The sequence below is a fragment of the Rhizobium sp. Root708 genome (assembly GCF_001429725.1).
Classification (GTDB): Bacteria; Pseudomonadota; Alphaproteobacteria; order Rhizobiales; family Rhizobiaceae; genus Rhizobium.
The window spans coordinates 113,271-135,498 of sequence record NZ_LMHV01000004.1 but is presented as its reverse complement, the minus strand read 5'-3'; the positions used below and the strand labels follow the sequence as shown (position 1 = coordinate 135,498).

The following is a 22,228-nucleotide window of genomic DNA, read 5'->3' as shown; positions in this document are numbered from 1 at the left end:
GCCGAAGATCATCACACAGCATTGCCGTCATGAACAACGTCTTTGCCACTAACGTCGGCTAGCCCTCAACGGACATCCGATCATTGTGGCATCTGAACACCAGGCAGACCGGGTATCGTCTTGAAATTGAGGGAGTTCTGTGGCGGCGTCTCGAGCTGCTGCTGCGCTCGGCGCGCCGCCTCAGCGGCAGCCTTTGCGTCTTCCTCGGCCTTTGCTTTGGCGCGCGCATCTGCGTCAGCCTTTGCCTTCGCTTCAGCCTCGGCTTTCGCTTTCGCCTCGGCTTCCGCCTTTTCGCGCTCCGCCTGCGCGGCAAGGGCCCTCAGACGCTGTTCCTCGGCACTGCGCTGCGCTTCGATGGCAGCGGCCTTCTCACGCTCGGCATCGTTGAACTTGTAGAGCGCCGCCTCGCGTCTCAGCCGCTGCTTCTCGAGCACGTTCGACTGCAGCCGCTCGACGCGACGGCGCTCGCGCTCGAAGGCGCGCAGAGACAGGTAACCAGTGATATCAGTGACATCCATCACCCGGCCGGGCGACCCGAGCTGACCGGAAAAATCCAGTCGCACGGCAGGCTCAGCGCCCGGCAACGCGTCACCGGCGGCGTTGAGCGCGATATTCAACGACGCGCTGATGCGCTCCTGCGGAAGATCGATCTGAGCGTTGCCGAGCAGCTTCGCCTGATCCGTGCCGACACTGACGTTCTGGACGCGCAGCACGCCGTCGGTGATGTTGAACGGAATATTCGCAGGCGGCAGCTTGGCCTCGCCGTTGTTCAGCAGGGTCTCGATGATCGGGTGCACCTTGCCGGCGTTGAGCTGGTCCTGCATCGGATCCGTCGCGGCCTGGAGAGGTGCGAGCATTCCGAGGTTGAGCCCGCGCACAGTGGTATTGCCGAGGCTCAGCGTTCCCGATCCGTTGAGCGCGGCCGCAATGTCGTTGACGGACTTGCCGGACGCTTCGAGTGACATCGAAAGCCCGAATTTTCCATCCGCCAGCGGTGACCCGTCACGGGACCATACGACGCCGCCGAGATCCGTATCGGCAAGAGTCATCTTCGTCTGGAAGAAGCCGGTACCGTCAGCATTGGTGAACAGCAGGTTGCCATTGATGGTGCCGCCGTCCCAGCCGGCTTTGATGTCCTTGAGCTGCAGCTCGTCGCCCTTGTAGACGACATCCGAGGTGAAGTCGGTCAGCGGGCTCGACCATCCCGGCCAGAATTGCTTTGCGGAAAGTTTCAGATTGACGTCCACATCCTTCAGCGCCGGCAGGCCGAGCGCCGCGCCGGAAAGGTTACCGGTCGCGGCGTCCGTCATCGGTCCATAGATCGCCTCACCGAGCCAGGTCGCATCCGCCTTGCTCAGCGCCAGCTCGCCGGTGGCGGTCGACTTTTCCGCCTTGCGATCCAGCGTCAGCGCGCCGCCGAACTCGTTGTCCGCGGCATGGCCGGCGATATCGCTAAGGACGATCGTGTCGCTGTCGACGGTCGCGGTCGTCGTGAGCTTGAACGGCAGCCCGGTGCCCATCTGCGGCACGCCGAGCCCGTTCATCACGAGGTAGGGATCCAGATCCGCGCTTTCGAGCGAGACCTTGAGCTGGCCATTCATGAAGGCCTGCGGATGAACATCGACCTTGCCGCTCGCGGTAAACGAGGTGCGGTCGGTGGCAAAGGTCAGGGCCGCGTCGGCAGGGTCGTTGTCCTCCGCCTGGACCTTGAGCGTCATACGGCCATTGGCATCGGCGTCGACAGGCAACGGATCAAGCCCCGCCTGCCCGAAGAGGATCGACGTCACCGTGTTCTCAAGCGTTGCCTCGAGGCTGGTAGTTCCCTTGCCGGTCAAGGCAAGCAGATCCGACATTCGGTAGTCGAGATTGACGCGGCTGCCATTGGCAACCCCGGCAAGCGTGACCGTCAGCCCATCGCCCTGCTCTCCGCCGAGCGTCACCGCCCCGCGCAGCGCTGTATTGGTGTACCATGCTGCATTGCGCACCAGGCGATCCATGACGGGATGCTGCGGCAGCTTCTGCTTCAGCATCGTAAAGAACGGACCGGGATCAGCGGACTTGAAGGTGATCTCTCCGGACCCCTTGTAGTCCAGCAGCGAACCTTCGGCCCGGCCGGTAGCCGTGAACTCAGCGCCGGCCAAATTCTTGACGGCAAGCTTCTCGAGAGAGAGCGCGCCGTCGGCAATGGTGAAATTCGTCTCAACGTCACCCGCTTCTACGCCGAATGCCGTGAACTTGTCCGCCTTCAGCTGCGCCGTGATCTTGTGATCCAGCACGTTGTCGCCGGCATCCTCGCCGGTGAAAAGCCCCGTCAACGCCCTGAGGGCATCGAGATCGAGCGCGTCGCCTGCCAGCGAAACGTCCAGCGTCGGCGTCTGGTTGGCGACCGCCTGCCTCTCCAGCTTGCCCTTCAGGGTCGCGGGGCCGACCGCGATTTCGAGATTGTCGAATGTCTGCCGGTCATGGGTCAGGCTGACATCGGCAGAGAAGCCAGCCTGGCGCAGCTGACGGATAGCAGGATCAACCGAGCCAGCAAGCCAGGACGCGAGCCCCGTCGGCTGCTTCGAGGCGACGGTCACCTGCCCGGCAAAGGACGCCTCGCCCTGCAGATTGAGTTTGCCTTTTCCTTCGATCAGCGTGCGCCCCGGGAGCGTTCCCACCGCGTTGTCGATCGTCCAGCCGTTGCTCGCCGGTTCAAGGTCGAGTTGCACATCGCGGATCGTCGTATCGCCGGCAACGATCGCCGGCAGCCTGACGCTTGCCTTGCCGGGGACCTGCGGGATCGGAACCTGCGAAACGATCCGCACCAGCGAATTGAGCCGCTGACGCGCCGACAAGGCGGGATCGCGAGCGGTCTTTCCGCCGGCGCCCTGATTGCCGATGCGGTTCACGTCGATCTGCTGGCCGTCGGCCGTCAGCAGGAATTGCGGCTTGCCGCCAGTATCAAGCGTCGCCTCGCCGGTAATGACATAAGGGTCCTGCTGCGAGCCGATCTCCAACCGGTATTCCGGAATGCGAATGCTCTCGTTGGTAAGCTCGAACTTCCCCTTCATCCGCGGCGGGACGTAATTCTTGTCGACTTTCTTGTCGTTCGACTCGATGGCCGCCGACACGGTGCCCTGATAGTTCGGCTTCTGGTCGATCAGCTTGAGTTCGCCATCGAGATCGACAGACACGGGATGTTTATCCGGTTCCAGGTGCGTGCGCATCCTGAGCACGCCGCTCTCGTCGGGCTGGTTGCTCGAGATCAAGAATTTGCCATGCTCGCCATCCAGCGCCGCGTCACCCTCGATCCTCCAGGGACCCGCCAGCGATTTCGCTGACATCTCGGCATTGAGGCCAGTCACATGTCGCGACCGGCCCGATTGGTCGTCGATGAACTGAACATCACCGCCGCCGACATGAACGTTCTCGAGGACAACGGTCTTGGCCGGAATCTCAGGCTGGCTGCCGTGGGTCCAATCGAGCGTCCCGTCCTTGAGGAGACGCAGCTTCACCTTCGGGTTCACCACCCGCATGTCGAAGATCAGCGCTTCGCCTGAAAGAAATGGCGCAAGCTCGGCATCCATGGAGAACTGCTCGATCTGCACGATCGGCGAACCGTCCGGCTCTTGGCCAACGCGAACGTCGTGCATGGTGACCGAGGGGAAAGGCAGCAGCCGGGCATCGACGGCGCCATGCACCACGACCTTCTTGCCGATAATGCGGCTTGCCTGATCCTCGAAGTTCTTCCTGAAGTCGGTCCAATCGATAAAAAGCGGAGCCAGCAGCGCCACGAACAGCACCACCACGATCAGTCCGCCCAGCACGACGAGGAACCGGCCTAGCAAATTACCTACTCTCCATTCGGGATACCAACGCGAACACTAGAGCATGAAACCAAAAAGTGTGAAGCGGCTTTCGGGCAACATCCTGCTCTATTTCCCTGCTTTGGAGACACGCTCTGGCCGGCGGCTCGATTCTCTACGCGATCACCTGTGTCTAGTGGTATCCGCACCACAAGCAAGCCATGATCAACACAATGTTGTTTTTCAGGCAGAATGGAAAATCTTTCCGGGATTGAAGATGTTATCCGGATCGAGAGCCTGCTTGACGTGACGCATCAGATCGACGGCGCCGCCAAGCTCCTCCTCGAGGAAAGCCATCTTCCCCTGCCCTATTCCATGTTCCCCCGTGCAGGTTCCGTCCATGGCCAATGCCCGCGCGTTCAACCGCGCGACGAATGCCTCGGCCACAGCGATCCCTTCGGCCGTCTTGTCATCGAACAACAGCAGGACGTGAAAGTTGCCGTCTCCCGCATGCCCGACGATCATCGCCAGCAAAGCATGCTCCTCGATATCGGCCTGGGTCTGCCCGATGCACTCCGCAAGCCGCGATATCGGCACGCAGACATCGGTCGAGAGAGCAGCCATTTCCGGTGCCAGCGCGCGCGATGCCCAATAGGCATCGTGGCGAGCCTTCCAGAGCTTGTTTCGCTCCTCGGCGTTGACCGTCCATTTGAATTCGCCGCCACCGCATTCTGCGGCAATCTCCGCAAACTGCGCCGATTGCAGCGCGACCGTCTCGTCCGTTCCATGGAACTCGAGGAACAGCGTCGGCGTCTCCTCGTAGTCAAGCTTCGAATAGGCGTTGCAGGCCCGGATCTGCAAGGCATCCAGGATTTCGATGCGGGCGACGGGAATACCCATCTGGATCGTCATGATCACGGCATCGCAGGCAGCGGTCACATCAGGAAACGCGCAAACACCACCACCGATCTTCTGCGGAATCCCCTGGAGCCGCAGCGTCACCGACGTCAGGATGCCGAGCGTCCCTTCGGCGCCGACGAAGAGCCGGGTCAAATCATAGCCTGCCGAGGATTTGCGTGCGCGCCGCGCGGTCCGGATTTCCTCGCCGTTCGCGGTCACCGCGGTGACGGCAAGCACGTTGTCCTTCATCGTTCCATAGCGAACCGCGTTCGTTCCGGAAGCCCGGGTCGAAGCCATGCCGCCGATGGAAGCATTCGCACCGGGATCGATCGGAAAGAAAAGGCCGGTATCGCGGAGATATGTGTTCAGCTGCTCGCGGGTAACACCCGGCTCAACCGTGCAATCGAGATCCTCGGGGTTCACTTGGAGAATACGGTTCATCCGGCTGAAGTCGATGGAGATGCCGCCGTTCGGCGCATTCACCTGCCCTTCCAGCGACGAGCCGGTGCCAAAGCCGATCACCGGAACCTTGTGCTCGGCGCAGACCTTGACGACTGCTTTGACATCATCGGCGCTCTCCGCGAACAGAACGCCATCGGGAAGTTGCGCGGGAATGTAGGTCGTCGTATGCGCATGCTGCGCACGGAAGCTCTCGCCTGTTTGAAAACGCTCGCCGAAGCTCTGCTTCAGAATACCGAGAACGGCGGAAATCCCCTCCTCGTTGCGTTTTCCAGCCTTCGCATCCTTGAGCGCCATCTCATTGATCTCCTTACCGCTAATGCCCGGAGGGCAGCTTGGTATGGGACATCGAATCGCGACTGTCTAGTGAAAGTGTCGCAGTGAAGGGCGCATTCCGCGGCCACGGCAAATCCATCATCCAACGCGCGCCTGTCGAGGGACGTCCCCGTAGGATTTCGTAATTGACCCTGCTATCCCGTGAAGCATATACCGACCGAAAGCCGCCCGGTCCCTCGACCGGTTTTCTTGTTCAGCAGAGCCAGTCCGCGTCTCTCTTGTCTGCGGATATACGCCACCCAAAAGCACGGGACGTTGCCTTTGAAAGACGCCAGCCGCCTGCTGCGCAAAGCGAGCCTGCCGCGATGGGCACTGTTGCTTGCGATCTCCTCGGCTCTGGTCCTGGCGCTGGAACTGCTTGGGCTTCCCGCATCGCTGCTGATCGGGCCGATGGTCGCGGCGATCATATTGGCGCTCACGATCGGCCAGGGCTCGCTTCGCGTGCCGCGCTGGCCGCTTCTCTTTGGTCAGGCTTTGGTCGGCTTCCTGATGGCGCGCGCCATCACGGTCGACATCATCGGGACAATGGCGGCCGACGCGCCGCTGTTTCTGTCGATGATCTTCTCCGTGATCGTGGTTGCCAGCCTGCTCGGCTGGTTGCTTACCCGCTGGCAGGTCCTGCCGGGCACCACGGCGGTCTGGGGCTCGTCGCCGGGGGCTGCCTCGGCAATGGTCATCATGTCGGAAGAATACGGCGCCGATGCGCGCCTCGTCGCCTTCATGCAATATCTGCGGGTCGTTTTCGTCGCTGTCGCCGCCTCCGTCGTTTCGCGGCTTTGGGTCGCTGCCGACGGCGGCGAGCCGCCGCCACTGATCCTGTTTCCGCCGATCAATTGGCCCGCCTTTGTAGCGACGGTAGTACTGACCTGCCTCTGTGCCTTTGTCGCGGTGCGCCTGCGCATCCAGGGCGGCACGATCATTCTCCCGCTGATCGCAGGTTCTCTGCTGCAAGGCTTCGGTCTTCTGAAGATCGAGTTGCCGATGTGGCTGCTGGCGATCAGCTACGCCTTGATTGGTTGGAACATCGGACTGCGCTTCACCCGTGGCATCATCATGCATGCCGCCAGGGCGCTCCCGCGTGTCGCCGCGTCCATATTGCTGCTGATGTCGCTCTGCGGCTGCATGGCTTTCGCCCTGCACAAGTTCGCCGGCGTCGATCCGCTCACGGCCTACCTCGCGACGAGCCCCGGTGGAGCGGACTCCGTCGCGATCATCGCAGCCTCCAGCGACGTCGACGTGCCATTCGTGATGGCGATGCAGACCGGCCGCTTTCTCATCATCCTCTTCACCGGACCGATGCTGGCCCGCTTCATCGCAAGGCGGTCGGGCCTTGCGGAAAATCCCGTCTGAGACCGACCCATTGCCCGGGCGTCATCCCGTAGGTCTTCTTGAAATGGCGATTAAAGTGGCTTTGGTCCGCAAAGCCGGTCGCTGCGGCGACATCCGCCAACCCCTCACCGGCGCCTATCAGCAGACGCGCCTTCTGAAGCCGCCGCATCAGCAGGTAGCGATGAGGGCTGGTCGCAAATGCCGCTCTGAAATGGCGGGAAAGCGTGAAACGATCGAGCCCCGTGGCCTTCTCGAGCTCGACGGAACTGACCGCCCTGTCGAGATTGTCTTCCAGATAATCGCGCGCCCTACGCGCCCTCTGCCACGCGATCAAGCCGAGTGAGCGCATCGGCAAGCGACCGTGCCCGGCAAGCATCGTCGCAACGCGGGTGAGGAAGTCATCGACGAATAGCTCGTCGAGCTCGCGATCGAGCTCGGACAGAGCGGCCAGCAAGGTGCCGGCCAGCGCCTCATCGTTGACGACGGGATCGACGACGAACGGCAACGCGGCCTTTGCCGCATCCATGCATTCGATCAGCAGGGCCGGCTCCAGATAAAGCATGCGGTAATGTAGACCGTCATCCGTGCCTGCCCCGCCATCGTGTTCCTCGTCGGGATGCAGGACGATGACCTGTCCTGGAAGGCTGAACCGACGTTCGCCTCGATAGGAGAAGGTCTGGATGCCCTTGATTGTCACGCCGAGCGCATAGGTATCGTGGCGATGCGGCTCGAAGGCATTGCCGTGAAACCGCGCCTCGATCCGCTCGATCCCGGGAAAGACCGGCGCAGTCGCGATCTCGTCCGCGCCGCCATCGATGCACAAACGTTCAAGACCCTGGAAGGCGTGGTTGTTTACATCCTGGCTCAACGAGAAAACCTCGCACGAAAGAAACTGGCATGTTCGATACCAAAATTGCGATTGTACTGCGAAACAATCTTGCATCTTGGCAAAAGCTCAACGTCACCGCTTTTCTGATGAGCGGGGTCGCGGGACAGGCGCCTGAGATCATCGGTGAAGCCTACAAGGACCGCGCCGGCAACAGCTATAACGCGCTCTCGATCCAACCGATCATTGTCCTGTCCGCGGACGAGGCGACTATCTCGACGATACACCGTCGGGCCCTTGAACGGGACGTGACTTCTTCGCTTTTCATCGAAGAGATGTTTGCGACCGGCCACGATGTCGCCAATCGCGCCGTCTTCGCCAACTACGGGCCCGAGGACGCCAAGGTGGTCGGGATCGCCATGAGGGCGGACAAGAAGATCGTCGACAAGATCACCAAAGGCGCAACGATGCACCAATAGAAAACGGCCGGGCGCGAGCCCGGCCGTTTCGATGGAAAGCGCTGGATCAACCCTGCGTCACAGGCGCGATCTGGATCTCGACGCGGCGGTTCTGGGCGCGTCCTGCTTCCGTCGCATTCGAAGCAACCGGCTGCGATGGGCCGAAGCCGACAGACGAAACGCGGCGGGCGTCGATGCCCTGTCCGCCGAGATAGCCAGCAACCGATTCCGCGCGACGCTGCGACAGATCCTGGTTGTGCTGCAGGCTGCCGGTCGAATCGGTATGGCCGTTGATGTCGATCAGCGTGCGGTTGAACTTCCGCAGGACGATGGCAACGGAATTCAGGGTAGGATAGAAGCCCGGCTTTACGGCATCCTGGTCGACGTCGAAGGTGATGTTCGACGGCATGTTCAGGATGATGCTGTCGCCGCGACGCGTCACGGAGATGCCGGTGCCTTCGAGCTGGGCACGAAGCTCGGCTTCCTGCTGATCCATGTAATTGCCGATCGCACCACCCGCCAGAGCGCCGACGCCGGCGCCGATCAGAGCGGCATTGCGGCGTCCATGCGCTGAGCCGCCGACTGCAAGGCCGGCAAGCGCGCCAACACCGGCGCCAAGCATGGCACCGCCGGCCGTGTTCGACATCTTCTGCTCACCCGTATACGGATCGGTTGTGGTGCATGCGCTAAGGTAAGTTGCGGCAACAGACAGAAGTATGAATTTCTTGATCATGAGCAGGCGTATCTCCAGTTCGATGGTGATGCGAGCAGTATTAAGGAATGCGGCAACAAGATGAAGCGCCTGCACTCGATACTTAAATTTCGATGAATTGCACAGGCCATGATCCGTAAATGTCTGAAACGCTCCAAGAATTGAAGCCCGCACGCTGGCGGGCTTCCTGCTACGCGAGGGCGTCGCGTCAGAGATTCTGGAACAGCTGACGCACCGTATCGTAGGTCGCGTTGGCGATGTTCAGAGATTGCAGACCAAGCTGCTGCTGAGTCTGAAGCGCCTTGAGGCGGCTCGCCTGCTCTTCCATGTCGGCATCGACCATGCGGCTGATACCGCGCGAGTATGAATCCTCGATGCTCTGCGCGAAATCGTTTTGAATGCTGATCCGTTTTTCCAAAGCGCCAAAAGCCGTGCCGACGGTCGTCATCTGGTTCAGCATCTTGTCGACGACGGTGACCATTTCCTTCACCTGGTCGTCGGTGGTCGTGTTGGAAACGCCGATCTCGACTTGCCCGCCCGACGCACCCGCGCTCGACAGCATGACGTAGTTTTGCGAGGCCCCGACCTCAGTCGCGAAATGCTCGGATGTCAGAACCCCGTAGTCGCCGGAACCACCGCTTCGGTCGTCGATGAGGTAGCGGGCATCGGCCGATGTCGTAGAGCCGACAGGCGCAAGATCGACCTCGTAGCTGAGCGTGCTGACCTCCACGCGCCCATCCGAATATCGGATGAACGCCGACGGGATTTCGCGCGGCTTGGTCGGGTCGTCACCGTCGCTGAGCGCAACCCAGTTATCGCCGTTGAAGCTCGCCGACTGCGAGACCGACCGCAACTGATCCTTGAGCTGCGTTATATCGGTATTGATCTTGTCCTTGTCGACGCCCGACTCCGTGGCCGAGACGAGCTTGGCCTTGATCTGGCTGACAATATCGATGGCGCTGTCGACGGCATTATAGGCAGTGCCCATCGTCGCAGCCGCAAGGCCCAGCGCATCTCGAATGGCCGAATGCGCCTTCTGGTCCGTTTTGAGTGTCGAACTGATGGCCCAATAGGCACCATTGTCCGACGCTTTTTCTACCCGGAGCCCGGTCGTGACCTGCCTCTGGGTCTTCGTCATGTCGCGACTTATATCGCGCAATACATAAAGTGCGGCATCCACCGAGGCGCGCCGATAAATACTCACGGGTACTGAACTCCGAACACAACAATACGCAACTAATACAAATGAACCTGTACCGCGGACGCTCATATCCGGGAGCGCCAATACAAGGCGCTGAGCGGCACTCCGGAACGCTGGAGCACCTGTTGGTTTCTACCCGCTATGATTACTGTGTATGCTTAAAAAATACCTAAGGTTCAGAGATCGTTTAGCGATCCTGATGACCAATCGTATACCATAAGGACATTGGCGCCCGACAGCGGCCTATTCCGCTGCCTCAAGCTGGCCATCCTCGCGCACCGAGCGCGGACGCGATGCGTGCTGCATCTCCTGATGCAGCTTGGCTTCTTCGTGCGCGTGCGGCTTGGCGAAGCGGGCAATGAGCAAGTAGGCGACCGGGGTGATGTAGAGCGTCACCAGCGTCGCGAAACCGAGGCCGCCGACGATGACCCAGCCGAGCGCGATACGCGCCTCCGCGCCGGCCCCATGCGCAAAGACCAGCGGAACGCCGCCGAGGATGGTCGCGATCATCGTCATCATCACTGGGCGAAGACGCAGAGCGCACGCCTTTTCGATCGCCGTGCGAACCTCCTCGCCGCGATCGCGCAGCTGATTGGCGAACTCGACGATCAGGATGCCGTTCTTCGCCATCACGCCGACGAGCAGAACCAAGCCGATCTGGCTGTAGATGTTCAGGCTCGACCCGGTGATGACAAGCGCAAAGACAGCGCATGCGAGCCCGAGCGGCACCGTCGACATGATGATGATGGACGAGAGGACGCTTTCGAACTGCGCGGCGAGAACCAGGAAAATGATGACGATGGCGAAACCGAAGGTCAGCGCCATGCCGCTCGAATTTTCCTCCAGCGTCGCCGCCTCGGCGAGCGGCACCAGACGAGCGCCCGCCGGCAGGACCGACTTCGAGATCTCGGTTGCTTCCTTCACCGCATCTCCGAGCGAGAGGCCATTCTTCAGGCCGGCCGTGATCGCCACCGACGCAAGCTGCTGCTCGCGGTTCAACTGCGGCGCGACCGAGCTTTCGATCAGCGAGGCAATCACCGACATCGGAACGATCTTGCCGTCGCCCGTCTTCAGGAAGACGTTTTCGAGATCAGTCGGATCGTCGAGCGGCCGGGTGTTCGAGGTAAGCAGCACCGGATAGGCTTCGCCCTTGACGAAGACGTCGACGACCGAGCGTCCTTCGAGCAGCGACTGCATGGCGGTCGAAAGGCCGGTGATATCGATGCCGAGATCGGAGGCCCGCTCGCGATCGATCGTGACCGAAACCTGCGCCTGCGTCGGCTCGTTGGTCAACCGCGGCGTGTCGTAATGGCCTGTCGCGTCGAGAGCATGAACCAGCTGCGTGGCAGCTGCCGTCAGCACCTCATGGTCGTTGCCGATAAGAGCCATCTGCAAACCGTTGCCGGCACCGCGGATGCGCAGACTGTTCGACTGGATTGCGTTGCCGCGCAAAGCCGGAACCTTTGCAGCCGCCTGGTTGATATCGGAAACGATCTCCGCCTGCGTGCGCTGGCGCTCGCCCCATGGCGCCAGCGTCAGCACCATGAAGCCGCTATTGACCTGTCCGCCCTGCCCCGAAATCGAAAAGACGTTGCTGATATCGCCGCTATCGACCAGCGGCTGGAGATACTCCTCGACCCGTTGCATCTTGTCGCGGGTGTATTCGAGGCTGGAGCCCTGCGGCGTCGTCAGGCGCATCATCACCAGCGCGCGGTCTTCGTTCGGCGTCAGCTCGCTGCGAACGGTCTGGAACGCGAGAATGGCCGCTCCGGCAAAAAGGGCGGAAACGATAATGACCACAAGCGGCGCATTCAAACAGGCATGCAGTGACCAACGGTACGCGTCGGCAAACCGCGTTCCGAAACGGCCGAGAACGCCATGATCCTCGAGCATTTCCTTCGTCAAGATTCGCGACGCCAGCATCGGGCACAGAGTCAGGGCGACGATCGAAGAGAGACCGACCGAGAACGCCAGCACGAACCCGAACTCGCGGAAAAGCCCGCCCACCTGACCCGGCAGGAAGGATAGCGGAATGAACACAGCCGCAAGCGTCGCGGTCGTCGCGATGACGGCAAAGAACACTTCGCGCGTGCCAAGCACGGCGGCGGCACGCGGCCCCATGCCCTCCGAGCGCCGGCGCACGATGTTTTCGAGAACGACGATCGCATCGTCGACGACAAGGCCCGTGGCCAGCACGATCGCGAGCAGCGTCAGGATGTTGATCGAGAATCCGACGAGATAGACGGCTGCGAGTGTACCGATGAGGGCAACCGGCATGCTGACAGCAGGAATGATCGTGGCGCGCCAGTCGCGTAGGAAGAGGTAGATGACGCCGGTGACGATGACGGCAGCGAGGATCAGCGCCAGCACAACTTCGTGGATCGCCCCCTGGATGAAGACCGCGTCGTCGCTGGTGATGGCGATCCGCGTGCCCTCAGGAAGCGTCTTCGAAAGCTCGGCTACCGCGTCCTTGACGCCATTCGATATGTTCAGCGTGTTCGACTGCGCCTGGCGGATGATGCCGAGACCGATGCCGGGGACGCCGTTGGAGCGGAGTGCCGTCTGCCCGTCGCGGGGGCCGAGTGTGACATTCGCCACGTCGCCGAGGCGCACGCGATTCTGCAGGATCACATTGGAGAAATCCTCCGGCGTCTGCAGGCTTGCCATGGCACGCACGACGATCGTTTGCGTCGGGCTCTTCAGCGATCCGGCCGGCACATCGAGGGCAGCACTGGAAAGCGCCTTCGTCAGGTCGCCGACCGTCAGCCCACGGCTGGCGAGTTCGCTCTGGTTGACGTCAACACGGAAGACCTTTTCCTGATCGCCATAGGTTTCGACATCGGCAACGCCATCGACCGAAGCAAGACGGTCGATGACCTGGTTTTCGACGAGAAGCGTCAGGTCGTCCATGTTGAGTTTGGACGAGGTGACGGCAAGGCGCATGATCGGCTGAGAATCTGAGTCGGCCTTGACGATCTGCGGTGCATCGGCCTCCTCGGGCAGACGATCGGCGATACGGCCGATCGCATCACGCACGTCGTTCGCCGCCACAGCGAGATCGACCGCATCCGAGAATTCGAGCGTCACCCGGCTCTGGCCGAACTGCGAGCTCGATGAAATGGACTTGAGACCGCTGACGCGAGCAGCAGCCCCTTCGATCACCTTCGTCAGTTCCTGGTCGATCGTCTGTGGCGAGGCGCCGTCGAAGGTCGTGCGGACCGTCACGACCGGCCGGTCGACGTCGGGCAGTTCGCGCACTTCGATCCCGGCATAGGCCGCAAGGCCCGCGACGATCATCAACGTGTTGAAGACCAACGCCAGGATCGGACGCCGAACGAACAGCGCGGTAAAAGTCTGTTTGCCGGAAGCCGGCTTGTCCTGCATCTCGATCACGTTCATTGCGTGGCAGGCTCCGAGTTCGACGCGACTTCGTTGGCCACCCGCACCGCGCCACCTTCGCGGACACGCTGCAGGCCTTCGGTGACGATCGCGTCGCCATCCTTCAGGTCGGCCTTGACGAGAATGTAGTCGGGGTTGCGCTGCACGATGCTGACGCGCACCTTGCCGGACTTGCCATCGATGACGTGCCAGACAAAAGCGCCCTGCGAATCCCACTGCACCGAGAGCGGATCGACCGCCGGATACTGATCACCGCCAAACTTCATGCCGACATTGAACGACATGCCTGCGCGCAGCTCATCGGAGGCGTTATCGATCCGGGCCCGCACGCGCATGGTTCGGCTGGCGGCATCGATACGGTTGTCGATCGCCTCGACCACACCCGAGAAACCGCGACCGGGCCGCGCAACCGAGGTCGCTTCGACCGGCTGGCCGACCGTGATCGTGTTAGCAAAGCGCTCCGGCACCCAGTAATCGACCAGAATTTCCGTCCGGTCGTCGAGCGTCGCGACCGGCGTCGTCGTCGAAACATTGTCGCCGACGTTCACGGGAATGATGCCGACGATGCCGTCGATCGGCGCGATGATGCTGCGGCGCTCGAGATTGAGCTCGGCTGCCTGCAGTTGCAGGCGCGCGCCCTGCTCCGCGATCTCGGCGTCGAAGACATCCATGCGCGACACGCTGGATTTGATGTTGTGGTAGAGGCTGGATTTCTCGACGGCGCTTTTCAGGACGACATCGGCCTGGCCTCGGGCGATCACCTGCTCTTCGCTGTCGAGCTTCGCTAGCACCTGCCCCTTGGTGATCCTGTCGCCCGACTTGATCATGATCTCGCGGATGGTGCCGCTCGCCTGCGGCATGACCACGACGGAGCGAATGGCGTCTCCCGTGCCGATGGCACTGAGGCGATCATTGACGACGCCGCGAACGACGGCCTGAGTGACCACGAGAACGGGTCCATTGGCTCCGCCCCCACGGCGTCTCGCCTGCCCGTCCTGGCCGCCGGCCTTCTCCGGCGCGGCCTCTTCCGAGGCCGGTTTGGAGGCTTCCGAGAAGCCCGCCTTGCGAAGCGTCTCGCCTGCTCCCGGGACAAAGAGCATCCATCCGGCAAAACCGGCTGCAATGACGACAAGACAGATCAGAAACTGCTTCCAAAACGGCATTCACGTCTCCAGAGGGACTCGAGGCTGGTCCAGGGTCAATCGAAAGAGGCGTCCGCAGGACAAAGTGCCGCGCATCTGCGACAATATTGTCTCTTTGCTGGTCAGCGGCAAGCGAATTGCCCTGATATTACAAAATTGTAATATCAAGAGTAAGTGACCGGCAGCCCCCGCGCGAAGCCACGAAAGGTTCGCCGCCACGCCAATCGAATGCAGTCTGTAATTGCAAACCTGCGCTGACCTTGCCGGCAACAGGCTGAGGATAGCGCCCGCGCGTGAATGAAAGCAGAACATCTTTTCTGGTCTTTCGATCCCGAATCACTACATTACGCGCCATGAGCAATAGTTTCGACGATATGCCCTTCTTCGACGAGGAGCCGGGCGAAGCGCCGCGCAAGCAGCAAGCCCCGGCCGCTCCCGCACGAGGCGCGCCCGTTTCGGCCCCGGTATCAGGAGGTCTCGCCGCCCGCGCCATGGCCGCCCGTGGCGGCGCTCAGCAACGGCCGGATTATCTTGACGGCCTCAATCCCGAGCAGACCGAAGCCGTCGAGACGCTGGAGGGCCCGGTCCTTGTGCTCGCCGGCGCCGGCACCGGCAAGACGCGCGTGCTGACCACCCGCATCGCCCATATTCTCAACACCAACCGCGCCTTCCCTTCGCAGATCCTGGCGGTGACCTTCACCAATAAGGCCGCCCGCGAGATGAAGGAGCGCATCGCCCATCTCGTCGGCGGCGCGGTCGAGGGCATGCCCTGGCTCGGCACCTTCCACTCGATCGGCGTCAAGCTGCTGCGCCGCCACGCGGAGCTGGTCAACCTGCGCTCCGATTTCACCATTCTCGATACCGACGACGTCGTTCGCCTCGTCAAGCAGCTCATCCAGGCCGAGGGCCTCGACGACAAGCGCTGGCCGGCCAAGCAGTTCGCCGGCATGATCGACACCTGGAAGAACAAGGGCCTCGGCCCCGCCGATATCCCCGAGGGCGACGCCCGCGCCTTCGCCAATGGCAAGGGCCGCGAACTCTACTTCGCCTACCAGCAGCGGCTCTCGACGCTGAACGCCTGCGATTTTGGCGATCTCCTGATGCATCCGATCGCGATCTTCCGGAAGACGCCTGATCTGCTCAAGGAATATCACCAGCGCTTCCGCTATATTTTGGTCGACGAATACCAGGACACCAACACCGCCCAGTACATGTGGCTGCGGTTGCTGGCGCAGCGCCCCAAGGGTGAACTGCAGAACGTCTGCTGCGTCGGCGATGACGACCAGTCGATCTACGGCTGGCGCGGCGCCGAAGTGGATAACATCCTGCGCTTCGAGAAGGATTTCCCCGGCGCCAAGGTGATCAAGCTCGAGCGCAACTACCGCTCGACCGCCCATATACTCGGCGCCGCCGCGCACCTGATCACCCACAATGAAGGCCGCCTCGGCAAGACGCTGTTCACCGACCGTCGCGACCCTGAAGATATCAAGGTGCAGTTGCACAACTCTTGGGACTCCGAAGAGGAAGCCCGCGCCATCGGCGACGAGATCGAGCAGCTGCAGCGTAACCAGCACAAGCTGAACGATATGGCCATCCTCGTGCGCGCCTCCTTCCAGATGCGCGAGTTCGAAGACCGCTTCGTCACGCTCGGCCTCAACTACCGCGTCATCGGCGGCCCGCGCTTCTACGAGCGCCTCGAAATCCGCGATGCCATGGCCTATTTCCGCCTCGTCGCCCAGCCCGCTGACGACCTCGCCTTCGAGCGCATCATCAACACCCCCAAGCGCGGCCTCGGCGATACCACCGTGCGTGCTCTGCACGATTATGCCCGCGCCCGCGACATCCCGATGCTGGCGGCAGCCGCCGATATCATCGAAACCGACGAACTGAAGCCGAAGGCCCGCAAGGCGCTGTTCGACGTGATTCAATCTTTCCGCAGATGGCAGGAAAGGCTTGAAAACACATCACATACCGAGCTTGCCGAGCAGATCCTCGAAGAGTCCGGCTACACCGACATGTGGAAGGGCGACAAGACCGCCGACGCCCCCGCGCGTCTCGACAACCTGAAGGAACTCATCCGCTCGATGGAGAGCTTCGAGTCGATGCGCGGCTTCCTCGAGCACGTCTCGCTGGTCATGGACGCCGAGCAGAACGAAAACCTCGACGCCGTCTCGATCATGACGCTGCACTCGGCCAAGGGCCTCGAATTCGAGACCGTCTTCCTGCCCGGCTGGGAGGAAGGCCTCTTCCCACACCAGCGCTCGCTCGACGAGACCGGCCGCGCCGGCCTTGAGGAAGAGCGCCGCCTTGCCTATGTCGGGCTGACCCGCGCCAAGCGCCGCTGCCACCTCTGGTTCGTCAACAACCGCCGCATCCATGGCCTCTGGCAATCGACCATCCCCTCGCGCTTCCTCGAGGAGCTGCCCGAGACGCACGTAGACGTGGCGGCGGTCGAGCAGAGCTACGGTGGTTACAGCCGCGGCGGCTACGGCCAGTCGCGCTTCGACAAGGCCGAGCCCTTCGCCAATAGCCACTCCACCCCCGGCTGGAAGCGCGCCCAGCAAAACCGCAACGACGCCACCCGCGACAACTGGGGCTCCCGCTCCGGCCATTCGGTCGAGCGCATCGGCTACGGCGAAGCCGGTCCCAAGGGCCGCACTATCGACGGCGAACTGGTGGCAAAATCCACCACAACCGAACCGTCGAAATTCAAGACCGGCGACCGCGTCTTCCACATGAAGTTCGGCAACGGCAACATCAAGATGATCGAGGGCAACAAGCTGACGATCGAGTTCGATCGCGCCGGCGAGAAACGCGTGCTGGACGGCTTCGTGGAGCCGGTTTCGTAAGACGACCGCGCGCTGGGGGCACCCTCACCCATTCGTGACTTCGCTTGCCGCGATCTCTCCCGCATACTGGCCTCCCGCGCGCACTGATCGCGGGAGAGAAGGAGGACGCAGATGAAACGTTATTCGCTACCTCTGATCGCAGCCTCGCTCATGGTTGCCATCCTCACCAGTCCGACGATCGCGCTTGCCTGCAACAAGATCATCGGCAGCTGATACCGAGGCTAGGCGCATCCGGCGCCTGAGCAAGTCCGAAGCTCAAGGAGCGGGCGTGGCGCCCGCTCACCCGAGGATCGGCATCGAACCCAGCCCCAGTATGTCGTTGAGCAATGCCAGTCCGATCCCGGCGGCAACGAATGCGATGCCGATCAGAAACCACCGTCGCGCCCGATCGTATTTGGCCGCGATCAGCGAGTCCCGGGCGAGCAGGTCGGCAAAGACCTTGACCTGCAGCGCGATCCCGAGGGTCAGCAGCAGCATCGGCAGTATGTCGATCCGGCTCCAGTCGTTGGGATTGGAGACCCAGTGGCTGATGAAGCTCAGGGAAAAGCCGAGAATGATCCCGGCCGCAGTCAGCGAACCGTTGCGGAACGTCGCGTCGATCTTTTCCTCTGGACCGGGCTCGGTCATGGCTTTGGCTCCGGATGATCCCTGCGCAAAAGAAAGGCAGAAATTCGAGAGATCGGCAAGGCCGCCGCTCGCCACGGAGCGACGGCCATCAAACGCAGCTTTCCGCGACGAAAGCCGCGCCGCGATCTTCAAGCAGGTGCCGCAGCACGCTTCGATGGCAGTGCGTCTCGTTCTCGCAATAACAGCCGATCGAGAAATGGCTCGTATGCGAGAGCGTCGCGAGCAGATCGAGCACGTGGCTCGCGTCCGGCGCTTTCATTTCCTTCGTGAAGCTGCGCACGAAGACCGCCCACTCGGCATCCGTCGTCGCGGCCTTCGCTTCGGTCACGAGCGTCTGGCTTGGCGAAAGGATCGGCAGCCAGACGTCGTAATAGTTGCGGCTTGAAAACTCTTCCTTCGGCACGCCCCGTGGCGGTCGCCGGACGGTGCCGATCCGAACGCCCTCGCCCTCGGCTCGCTCCGAACCCAATCGAACGACACTGATCGCCACCATCCGCCTCCATCAAGTTGCAATAATTTCTACCGCGATCGCAACCGCTCCGCCAGTTGCTACCGAAGTCCCGTTCGCCTCGAGGCAGAGCTTCGAGCGGTGATCGCATTACAAAACCTTCATTTAAAAATCATGTTTTCAAGCTTGCCACTCCGGCGATCTGCGGCTAAACACGATCCCATCATCTGCGACCCTTCCAGGCTCCGCACGTAAGCGTTAACGTCAATCAACGCGCTGATCGAACCCCCTACCGGGATGCGAGCGGCGCGGTATGCCTGCGTCTCACGCACCTCGGTTCCGATACAAGGAACGAAGGATGACAGAAAACACCGCCCCCGACACCACCGAAAAGCGCCACCGCATCGAGCGCGTTCGTCATGAACTCAAGCGCCGCCTGCTGACAGTCAGCCGCGTCCGGAACGTCACCCCGCAAATGCTGCGCGTAACTCTCTCCGGCGCCGATCTCGAAGGCTTCGTCAGCCTCGGCTATGACGACCACATCAAGATTCTCGTGCCGGCACCCGGCGAGGAGCCGGCATTCCCGGAAGTCGGCCCGGATGGAAAACTGCTGATCGATCCCGCCAAACGCCCGTCGATGCGCGACTACACGCCCCGGCGTTATGATGCCGCCAGCCAGGAACTCGACCTCGATTTCGCCCTCCACGATGCGGGTCCCGCGACGGAATGGGCGCTCAACGCCAAGCCCGGCGACAAGCTCGGCATCGGCGGCCCTCGCGGCTCCTTCGTCGTCGCCACCGATTTCGATTGGTACCTGCTTGCCGGCGACGAGACGGCGCTGCCGGCAATCGGTCGCAGGCTGGAAGAACTGCCGGCAACCGCCAAGGCGCTGGTGGTGGTCGAAGTCTCCGGCCCCGAGGAAGAGCAGGCCCTGACAGGCAAGGCTGAACTGACGACGATCTGGCTGCATCGCGGCAGCGAGCCTGCGGGCACCACGACCCGGCTCGACGAGGCGCTGCGCGAGCTCGCACTGCCCGCCGGCGACGGTTATGTCTTCATCGCCTGCGAAACGCTCGTCGCCAAACGGCTTCGTGCGATCATGGTCGAGGAACGCAACCATCCGAAGGCCTGGATCAAAGCCGCCGGCTATTGGAAAAAAGGCCAGGCGGACTTCCACGAAACCCACGGCGACTGAGTCGACAGTCGATCCCGCGCGGCGGTGGTATCACCTCGCCTTGCGGGATCGACAAAATGCCGCAGGCGAACCACCACCGTCACACCGCGCAAAAACAGGAAACAGCAGCACGATCGCCATCCGCGCGAAGGCCATTCCTCCTCGCCAGGCGCAAATCACCGGCGAATAAGATAAAATAAATCAAGAGGATGGAAAGCCTTGACGAGAGGTTAACCTGCTTCGCCCCGACGCGTCAATCGGCGAAAATTCATCATGACATTCCCGCTTTGACGGAGAGCGAAAATCGCCCTAGCCCCCTTTGTGTCCGCCCATGAAAGGCGGGTTTCACGATGACCTTGCAAAGGAGGTTCAAGTGACCAGTGTTTCTTCTATCGGGAGCGGCGTTTCCCAATACAGCTCTCTTTCCAGCCTCGATAAAAACGGCGACGGCATCATTTCCGCAGACGAGCTTGCCGCCGCCAATTCGACATCCACCTCATCGACCAAAGCTTCGACATCCACGAGCACCGATGACGGTGCAAGTGTTACGCAGAAGATCGCTGGCGATATCCTTTCGATCATGCTGCAGATGCAGCAGTCGAGCGCCAGCGACGATGACAGCAGCTCCTCGGATGACGATTCCAAAGGCATTCTTGCCTCTCTGGACGCCAACGGCGACGGCAAGCTGACGACCGACGAGATCCTCTCGGCCGATACGTCAAGCATCGCATCCAGCGCCTCCGGTTCCGACGATCCGATCCTCTCCGAAGTGCTTGACGACATGCAGACGGCACTGCGCGCCTATCAAAACACCTACGGCACCTCCGCGGCAGCCGATACCGGCAGCAGCGACGTTCAGACGGCCTGACCGATCTTTGACGGCTCCGCCGGGGGAGCCGAAAATGATCGGAGCAATGGAGAGAGGCGGTGCGTTTTCGCCGCAGGCTCCCACACTACGCCTGATCACCCAGCGGCATAGAAATGGTCGCAGACCGTCATTGAATTCGCATCTGCGAAAAATGTTGCCGCAAGGCACAATAAAAATCGTTTGAATACTATCGAAACCCTCTTAACCGCCTTATATGGCGGGAGTGGCTTGCTGCACGCCTTCTCCCAGGGCGCCCGCCGAGCCGCCGCCGGCCCGTTCGAAAGACGGCTTCCAAAGGGAAATACCCGGCGCCAACAATAAAAAGAGGTATCCTAAAGTGGCTGGTATCATCACCAATCAAGCCGCGACGACGAGCCCGACTTCATCAGACTCTTCAACGTCGCCAAACTATCGCTTTGCCCTCACCGCGCTGACGTCGCTCTTTTTCATGTGGGGTTTCATCACCTGCCTTAACGACATTCTCGTCCCCCATCTGAAGAATGTCTTTCAGCTGAATTACACGCAGTCTATGCTGATCCAGTTCTGCTTCTTCGGCGCCTACTTCATCGCCTCGCTGCCCGCAGGCGCACTCGTCAAGCGCATCGGCTACAAGCAGGGCATCGTCATCGGTTTGGTGATCGCGGCCATCGGCTGCGCGCTTTTCATTCCGGCGGCCAGCTATCGCGCCTACCCGCTCTTCCTCGGCGCTCTCTTCGTTCTTGCGACCGGCATCACGCTGCTTCAGGTCGCGGCCAACCCTTACGTTACCGTGCTCGGCCCGCCCGACACGGCAGCAAGCCGCCTGACGCTGACGCAGGCCTTCAACTCCCTCGGGACGACACTAGCACCGATGTTCGGCGCCCTGCTGATCCTGTCGGCGACGACGGCAGCCGTAGCAGGCGCAACGCCCGAACAGCTTGATGCCATCAAGATCGCCGAAGCAAGCGCGGTGAAGTTCCCGTACATGCTGCTGGCGGTCGCCTTCCTGCTGCTCGGAGCACTCTTCGCGGCACTGAAGTTGCCGCAGGTCGAGGGCAGCGATGAGATCGAGCCGATAAGCGGTGGCGGATCGGCCTGGCAGTATCGCCATCTCGTCCTCGGTGCCGTTGGTATCTTTCTCTATGTCGGTGCCGAAGTCAGCATCGGCAGCTTCCTCGTGAACTTCATGAGCCAGCCTGATATCGCCGGCTTCTCCGAAGCCGAAGCCGCCCATCACGTTTCCTATTTCTGGGGCGGCGCGATGATCGGCCGGTTCGTCGGAGCGGTCGCCATGCGGTACATCAACGACGGCAAGGCCCTCGCATTCAACGCTGTGGCCGTCATTGCCCTGCTGCTGTTGACCGTATTCTCCGGCGGCCATGTTGCCATGTGGTCGGTACTGGCAATCGGTCTCTTCAACTCGATCATGTTTCCGACGATCTTCAGCCTCGCGCTCTATGGTCTCGGCAAGTACACCAGCCAGGGCTCCGGCATCCTCTGCCTTGCAATCGTCGGCGGCGCCATCCTGCCGCTCGTCCAGGGCGGGCTGGCCGATACGATTGGCATCCATCTGGCGTTCCTGATGCCCATCATCTGCTACGCCTATATCGCCTACTACGGCCTGAAGGGCCATCGCCCGGCGTGATCGCCTGATTGGGCCTCGCGTCAATTCGCGAGGCCCTCTCGCCTCTTGCGTGTTTCCCTCAGCCTTGGCATCTTGCGCTGCAACAAAG

General features: G+C 61.7%; 15 protein-coding genes. 6 read left to right on the top strand and 9 right to left on the bottom strand.

Features of this window, described 5'->3' with window-relative positions; translation table 11 throughout:
• Positions 1–80: 80 nt before the first annotated feature.
• Complete coding sequence (locus tag ASE04_RS04690; protein WP_056812755.1) at positions 81–3,830, bottom strand: AsmA family protein; 3,750 nt, start codon at positions 3,828–3,830, stop codon at positions 81–83.
• A gap of 201 nt (positions 3,831–4,031) precedes the next feature.
• Positions 4,032–5,444 carry an FAD-binding oxidoreductase gene (locus tag ASE04_RS04685; protein ID WP_056812752.1) on the bottom strand — a complete coding sequence of 471 codons (1,413 nt, stop codon included), beginning with the start codon at positions 5,442–5,444 and terminating at the stop codon, positions 4,032–4,034.
• 294 nt (positions 5,445–5,738) lie between these two features.
• Between ASE04_RS04685 and ASE04_RS04680 the strand changes: the two genes are divergently transcribed.
• Entirely contained in the window at positions 5,739–6,833 is a 1,095-nt protein-coding gene (locus ASE04_RS04680; RefSeq protein ID WP_056812749.1) for an AbrB family transcriptional regulator, read from the top strand.
• Here the strand turns inward: ASE04_RS04680 and ASE04_RS04675 are convergent.
• The gene (locus ASE04_RS04675) at positions 6,793–7,680 is read right to left on the bottom strand and encodes an AraC family transcriptional regulator (protein ID WP_056812746.1); all 888 of its coding nucleotides are present in this window, start codon (positions 7,678–7,680) and stop codon (positions 6,793–6,795) included. The genes ASE04_RS04680 and ASE04_RS04675 overlap by 41 nt on opposite strands.
• A 29-nt stretch (positions 7,681–7,709) precedes the next feature.
• On the opposite strand from ASE04_RS04675, the gene ASE04_RS04670 reads away from it, so the two are divergent.
• Positions 7,710–8,117 carry a DUF2000 family protein gene (locus ASE04_RS04670; protein WP_056812743.1) on the top strand — a complete coding sequence of 136 codons (408 nt, stop codon included), beginning with the start codon at positions 7,710–7,712 and terminating at the stop codon, positions 8,115–8,117.
• 46 nt (positions 8,118–8,163) lie between these two features.
• Here ASE04_RS04670 and ASE04_RS04665 read toward each other — a convergent pair whose 3' ends face one another.
• From ASE04_RS04665 to ASE04_RS04650, 4 genes are all read right to left on the bottom strand, one after another.
• Positions 8,164–8,829, bottom strand: coding sequence for an OmpA family protein (locus ASE04_RS04665; protein ID WP_056813157.1), 666 nt, complete (start codon positions 8,827–8,829; stop codon positions 8,164–8,166).
• A 187-nt stretch (positions 8,830–9,016) separates the two neighbouring features.
• Positions 9,017–10,012 (bottom strand): flagellin N-terminal helical domain-containing protein, encoded by a 996-nt coding sequence (locus ASE04_RS04660; RefSeq protein WP_056812740.1) that lies wholly within the window; start codon positions 10,010–10,012, stop codon positions 9,017–9,019.
• Between the two features lie 240 nt (positions 10,013–10,252).
• The gene (locus tag ASE04_RS04655; protein ID WP_056812737.1) at positions 10,253–13,408 is read right to left on the bottom strand and encodes an efflux RND transporter permease subunit; all 3,156 of its coding nucleotides are present in this window, start codon (positions 13,406–13,408) and stop codon (positions 10,253–10,255) included.
• Positions 13,405–14,571, bottom strand: a complete 1,167-nt coding sequence (locus tag ASE04_RS04650; protein WP_056812734.1) for an efflux RND transporter periplasmic adaptor subunit — start codon at positions 14,569–14,571, stop codon at positions 13,405–13,407. The genes ASE04_RS04655 and ASE04_RS04650 overlap by 4 nt, the downstream gene beginning before the upstream one ends.
• 332 nt (positions 14,572–14,903) lie before the next feature.
• On the opposite strand from ASE04_RS04650, the gene ASE04_RS04645 reads away from it, so the two are divergent.
• A complete protein-coding gene (locus ASE04_RS04645; protein ID WP_056812732.1) occupies positions 14,904–17,399 on the top strand; it encodes an ATP-dependent helicase in 2,496 nt (831 codons plus the stop codon).
• 279 nt (positions 17,400–17,678) lie between these two features.
• On the opposite strand, the gene ASE04_RS04640 is transcribed toward ASE04_RS04645, so the two are convergent.
• Together ASE04_RS04640 and ASE04_RS04635 are read right to left on the bottom strand one after the other, a co-directional pair.
• On the bottom strand, positions 17,679–18,026 hold the full coding sequence (locus ASE04_RS04640) for a hypothetical protein (protein WP_056813154.1): 348 nt from the start codon (positions 18,024–18,026) through the stop codon (positions 17,679–17,681).
• An 88-nt stretch (positions 18,027–18,114) separates the two neighbouring features.
• Positions 18,115–18,519: a DUF488 domain-containing protein gene (locus tag ASE04_RS04635; protein WP_244490334.1), complete on the bottom strand. Its 405-nt coding sequence runs from the start codon at positions 18,517–18,519 to the stop codon at positions 18,115–18,117.
• Positions 18,520–18,832: 313 nt separating this feature from the next.
• Here ASE04_RS04635 and ASE04_RS04630 point away from each other — a divergent pair, with 313 nt between their 5' ends.
• The 3 genes from ASE04_RS04630 (at position 18,833) to ASE04_RS04620 (ending at position 22,140) form a co-directional block, all read left to right on the top strand.
• Positions 18,833–19,669: a siderophore-interacting protein gene (locus ASE04_RS04630; RefSeq protein WP_056812729.1), complete on the top strand. Its 837-nt coding sequence runs from the start codon at positions 18,833–18,835 to the stop codon at positions 19,667–19,669.
• Positions 19,670–20,021: 352 nt separating this feature from the next.
• Positions 20,022–20,516 carry a hypothetical protein gene (locus tag ASE04_RS04625; RefSeq protein ID WP_056813148.1) on the top strand — a complete coding sequence of 165 codons (495 nt, stop codon included), beginning with the start codon at positions 20,022–20,024 and terminating at the stop codon, positions 20,514–20,516.
• Positions 20,517–20,865: 349 nt separating this feature from the next.
• Positions 20,866–22,140, top strand: coding sequence for a sugar MFS transporter (locus ASE04_RS04620; protein WP_056813145.1), 1,275 nt, complete (start codon positions 20,866–20,868; stop codon positions 22,138–22,140).
• Positions 22,141–22,228: the final 88 nt, after the last annotated feature.

Excerpts from the sequence above, each read along its gene's own strand:
- ASE04_RS04645 (WP_056812732.1), top strand. The coding sequence starts at position 14,904 with ATGAGCAATAGTTTCGACGATATGCCCTTCTTCGACGAGGAGCCGGGC.
- ASE04_RS04650 (WP_056812734.1), bottom strand. The coding sequence starts at position 14,571 with ATGCCGTTTTGGAAGCAGTTTCTGATCTGTCTTGTCGTCATTGCAGCC.
- ASE04_RS04670 (WP_056812743.1), top strand. The coding sequence starts at position 7,710 with ATGTTCGATACCAAAATTGCGATTGTACTGCGAAACAATCTTGCATCT.
- ASE04_RS04635 (WP_244490334.1), bottom strand. The coding sequence starts at position 18,519 with ATGGTGGCGATCAGTGTCGTTCGATTGGGTTCGGAGCGAGCCGAGGGC.
- ASE04_RS04655 (WP_056812737.1), bottom strand. The coding sequence starts at position 13,408 with ATGAACGTGATCGAGATGCAGGACAAGCCGGCTTCCGGCAAACAGACT.
- ASE04_RS04685 (WP_056812752.1), bottom strand. The coding sequence starts at position 5,444 with ATGGCGCTCAAGGATGCGAAGGCTGGAAAACGCAACGAGGAGGGGATT.
- ASE04_RS04640 (WP_056813154.1), bottom strand. The coding sequence starts at position 18,026 with ATGACCGAGCCCGGTCCAGAGGAAAAGATCGACGCGACGTTCCGCAAC.
- ASE04_RS04630 (WP_056812729.1), top strand. The coding sequence starts at position 18,833 with ATGACAGAAAACACCGCCCCCGACACCACCGAAAAGCGCCACCGCATC.
- ASE04_RS04665 (WP_056813157.1), bottom strand. The coding sequence starts at position 8,829 with ATGATCAAGAAATTCATACTTCTGTCTGTTGCCGCAACTTACCTTAGC.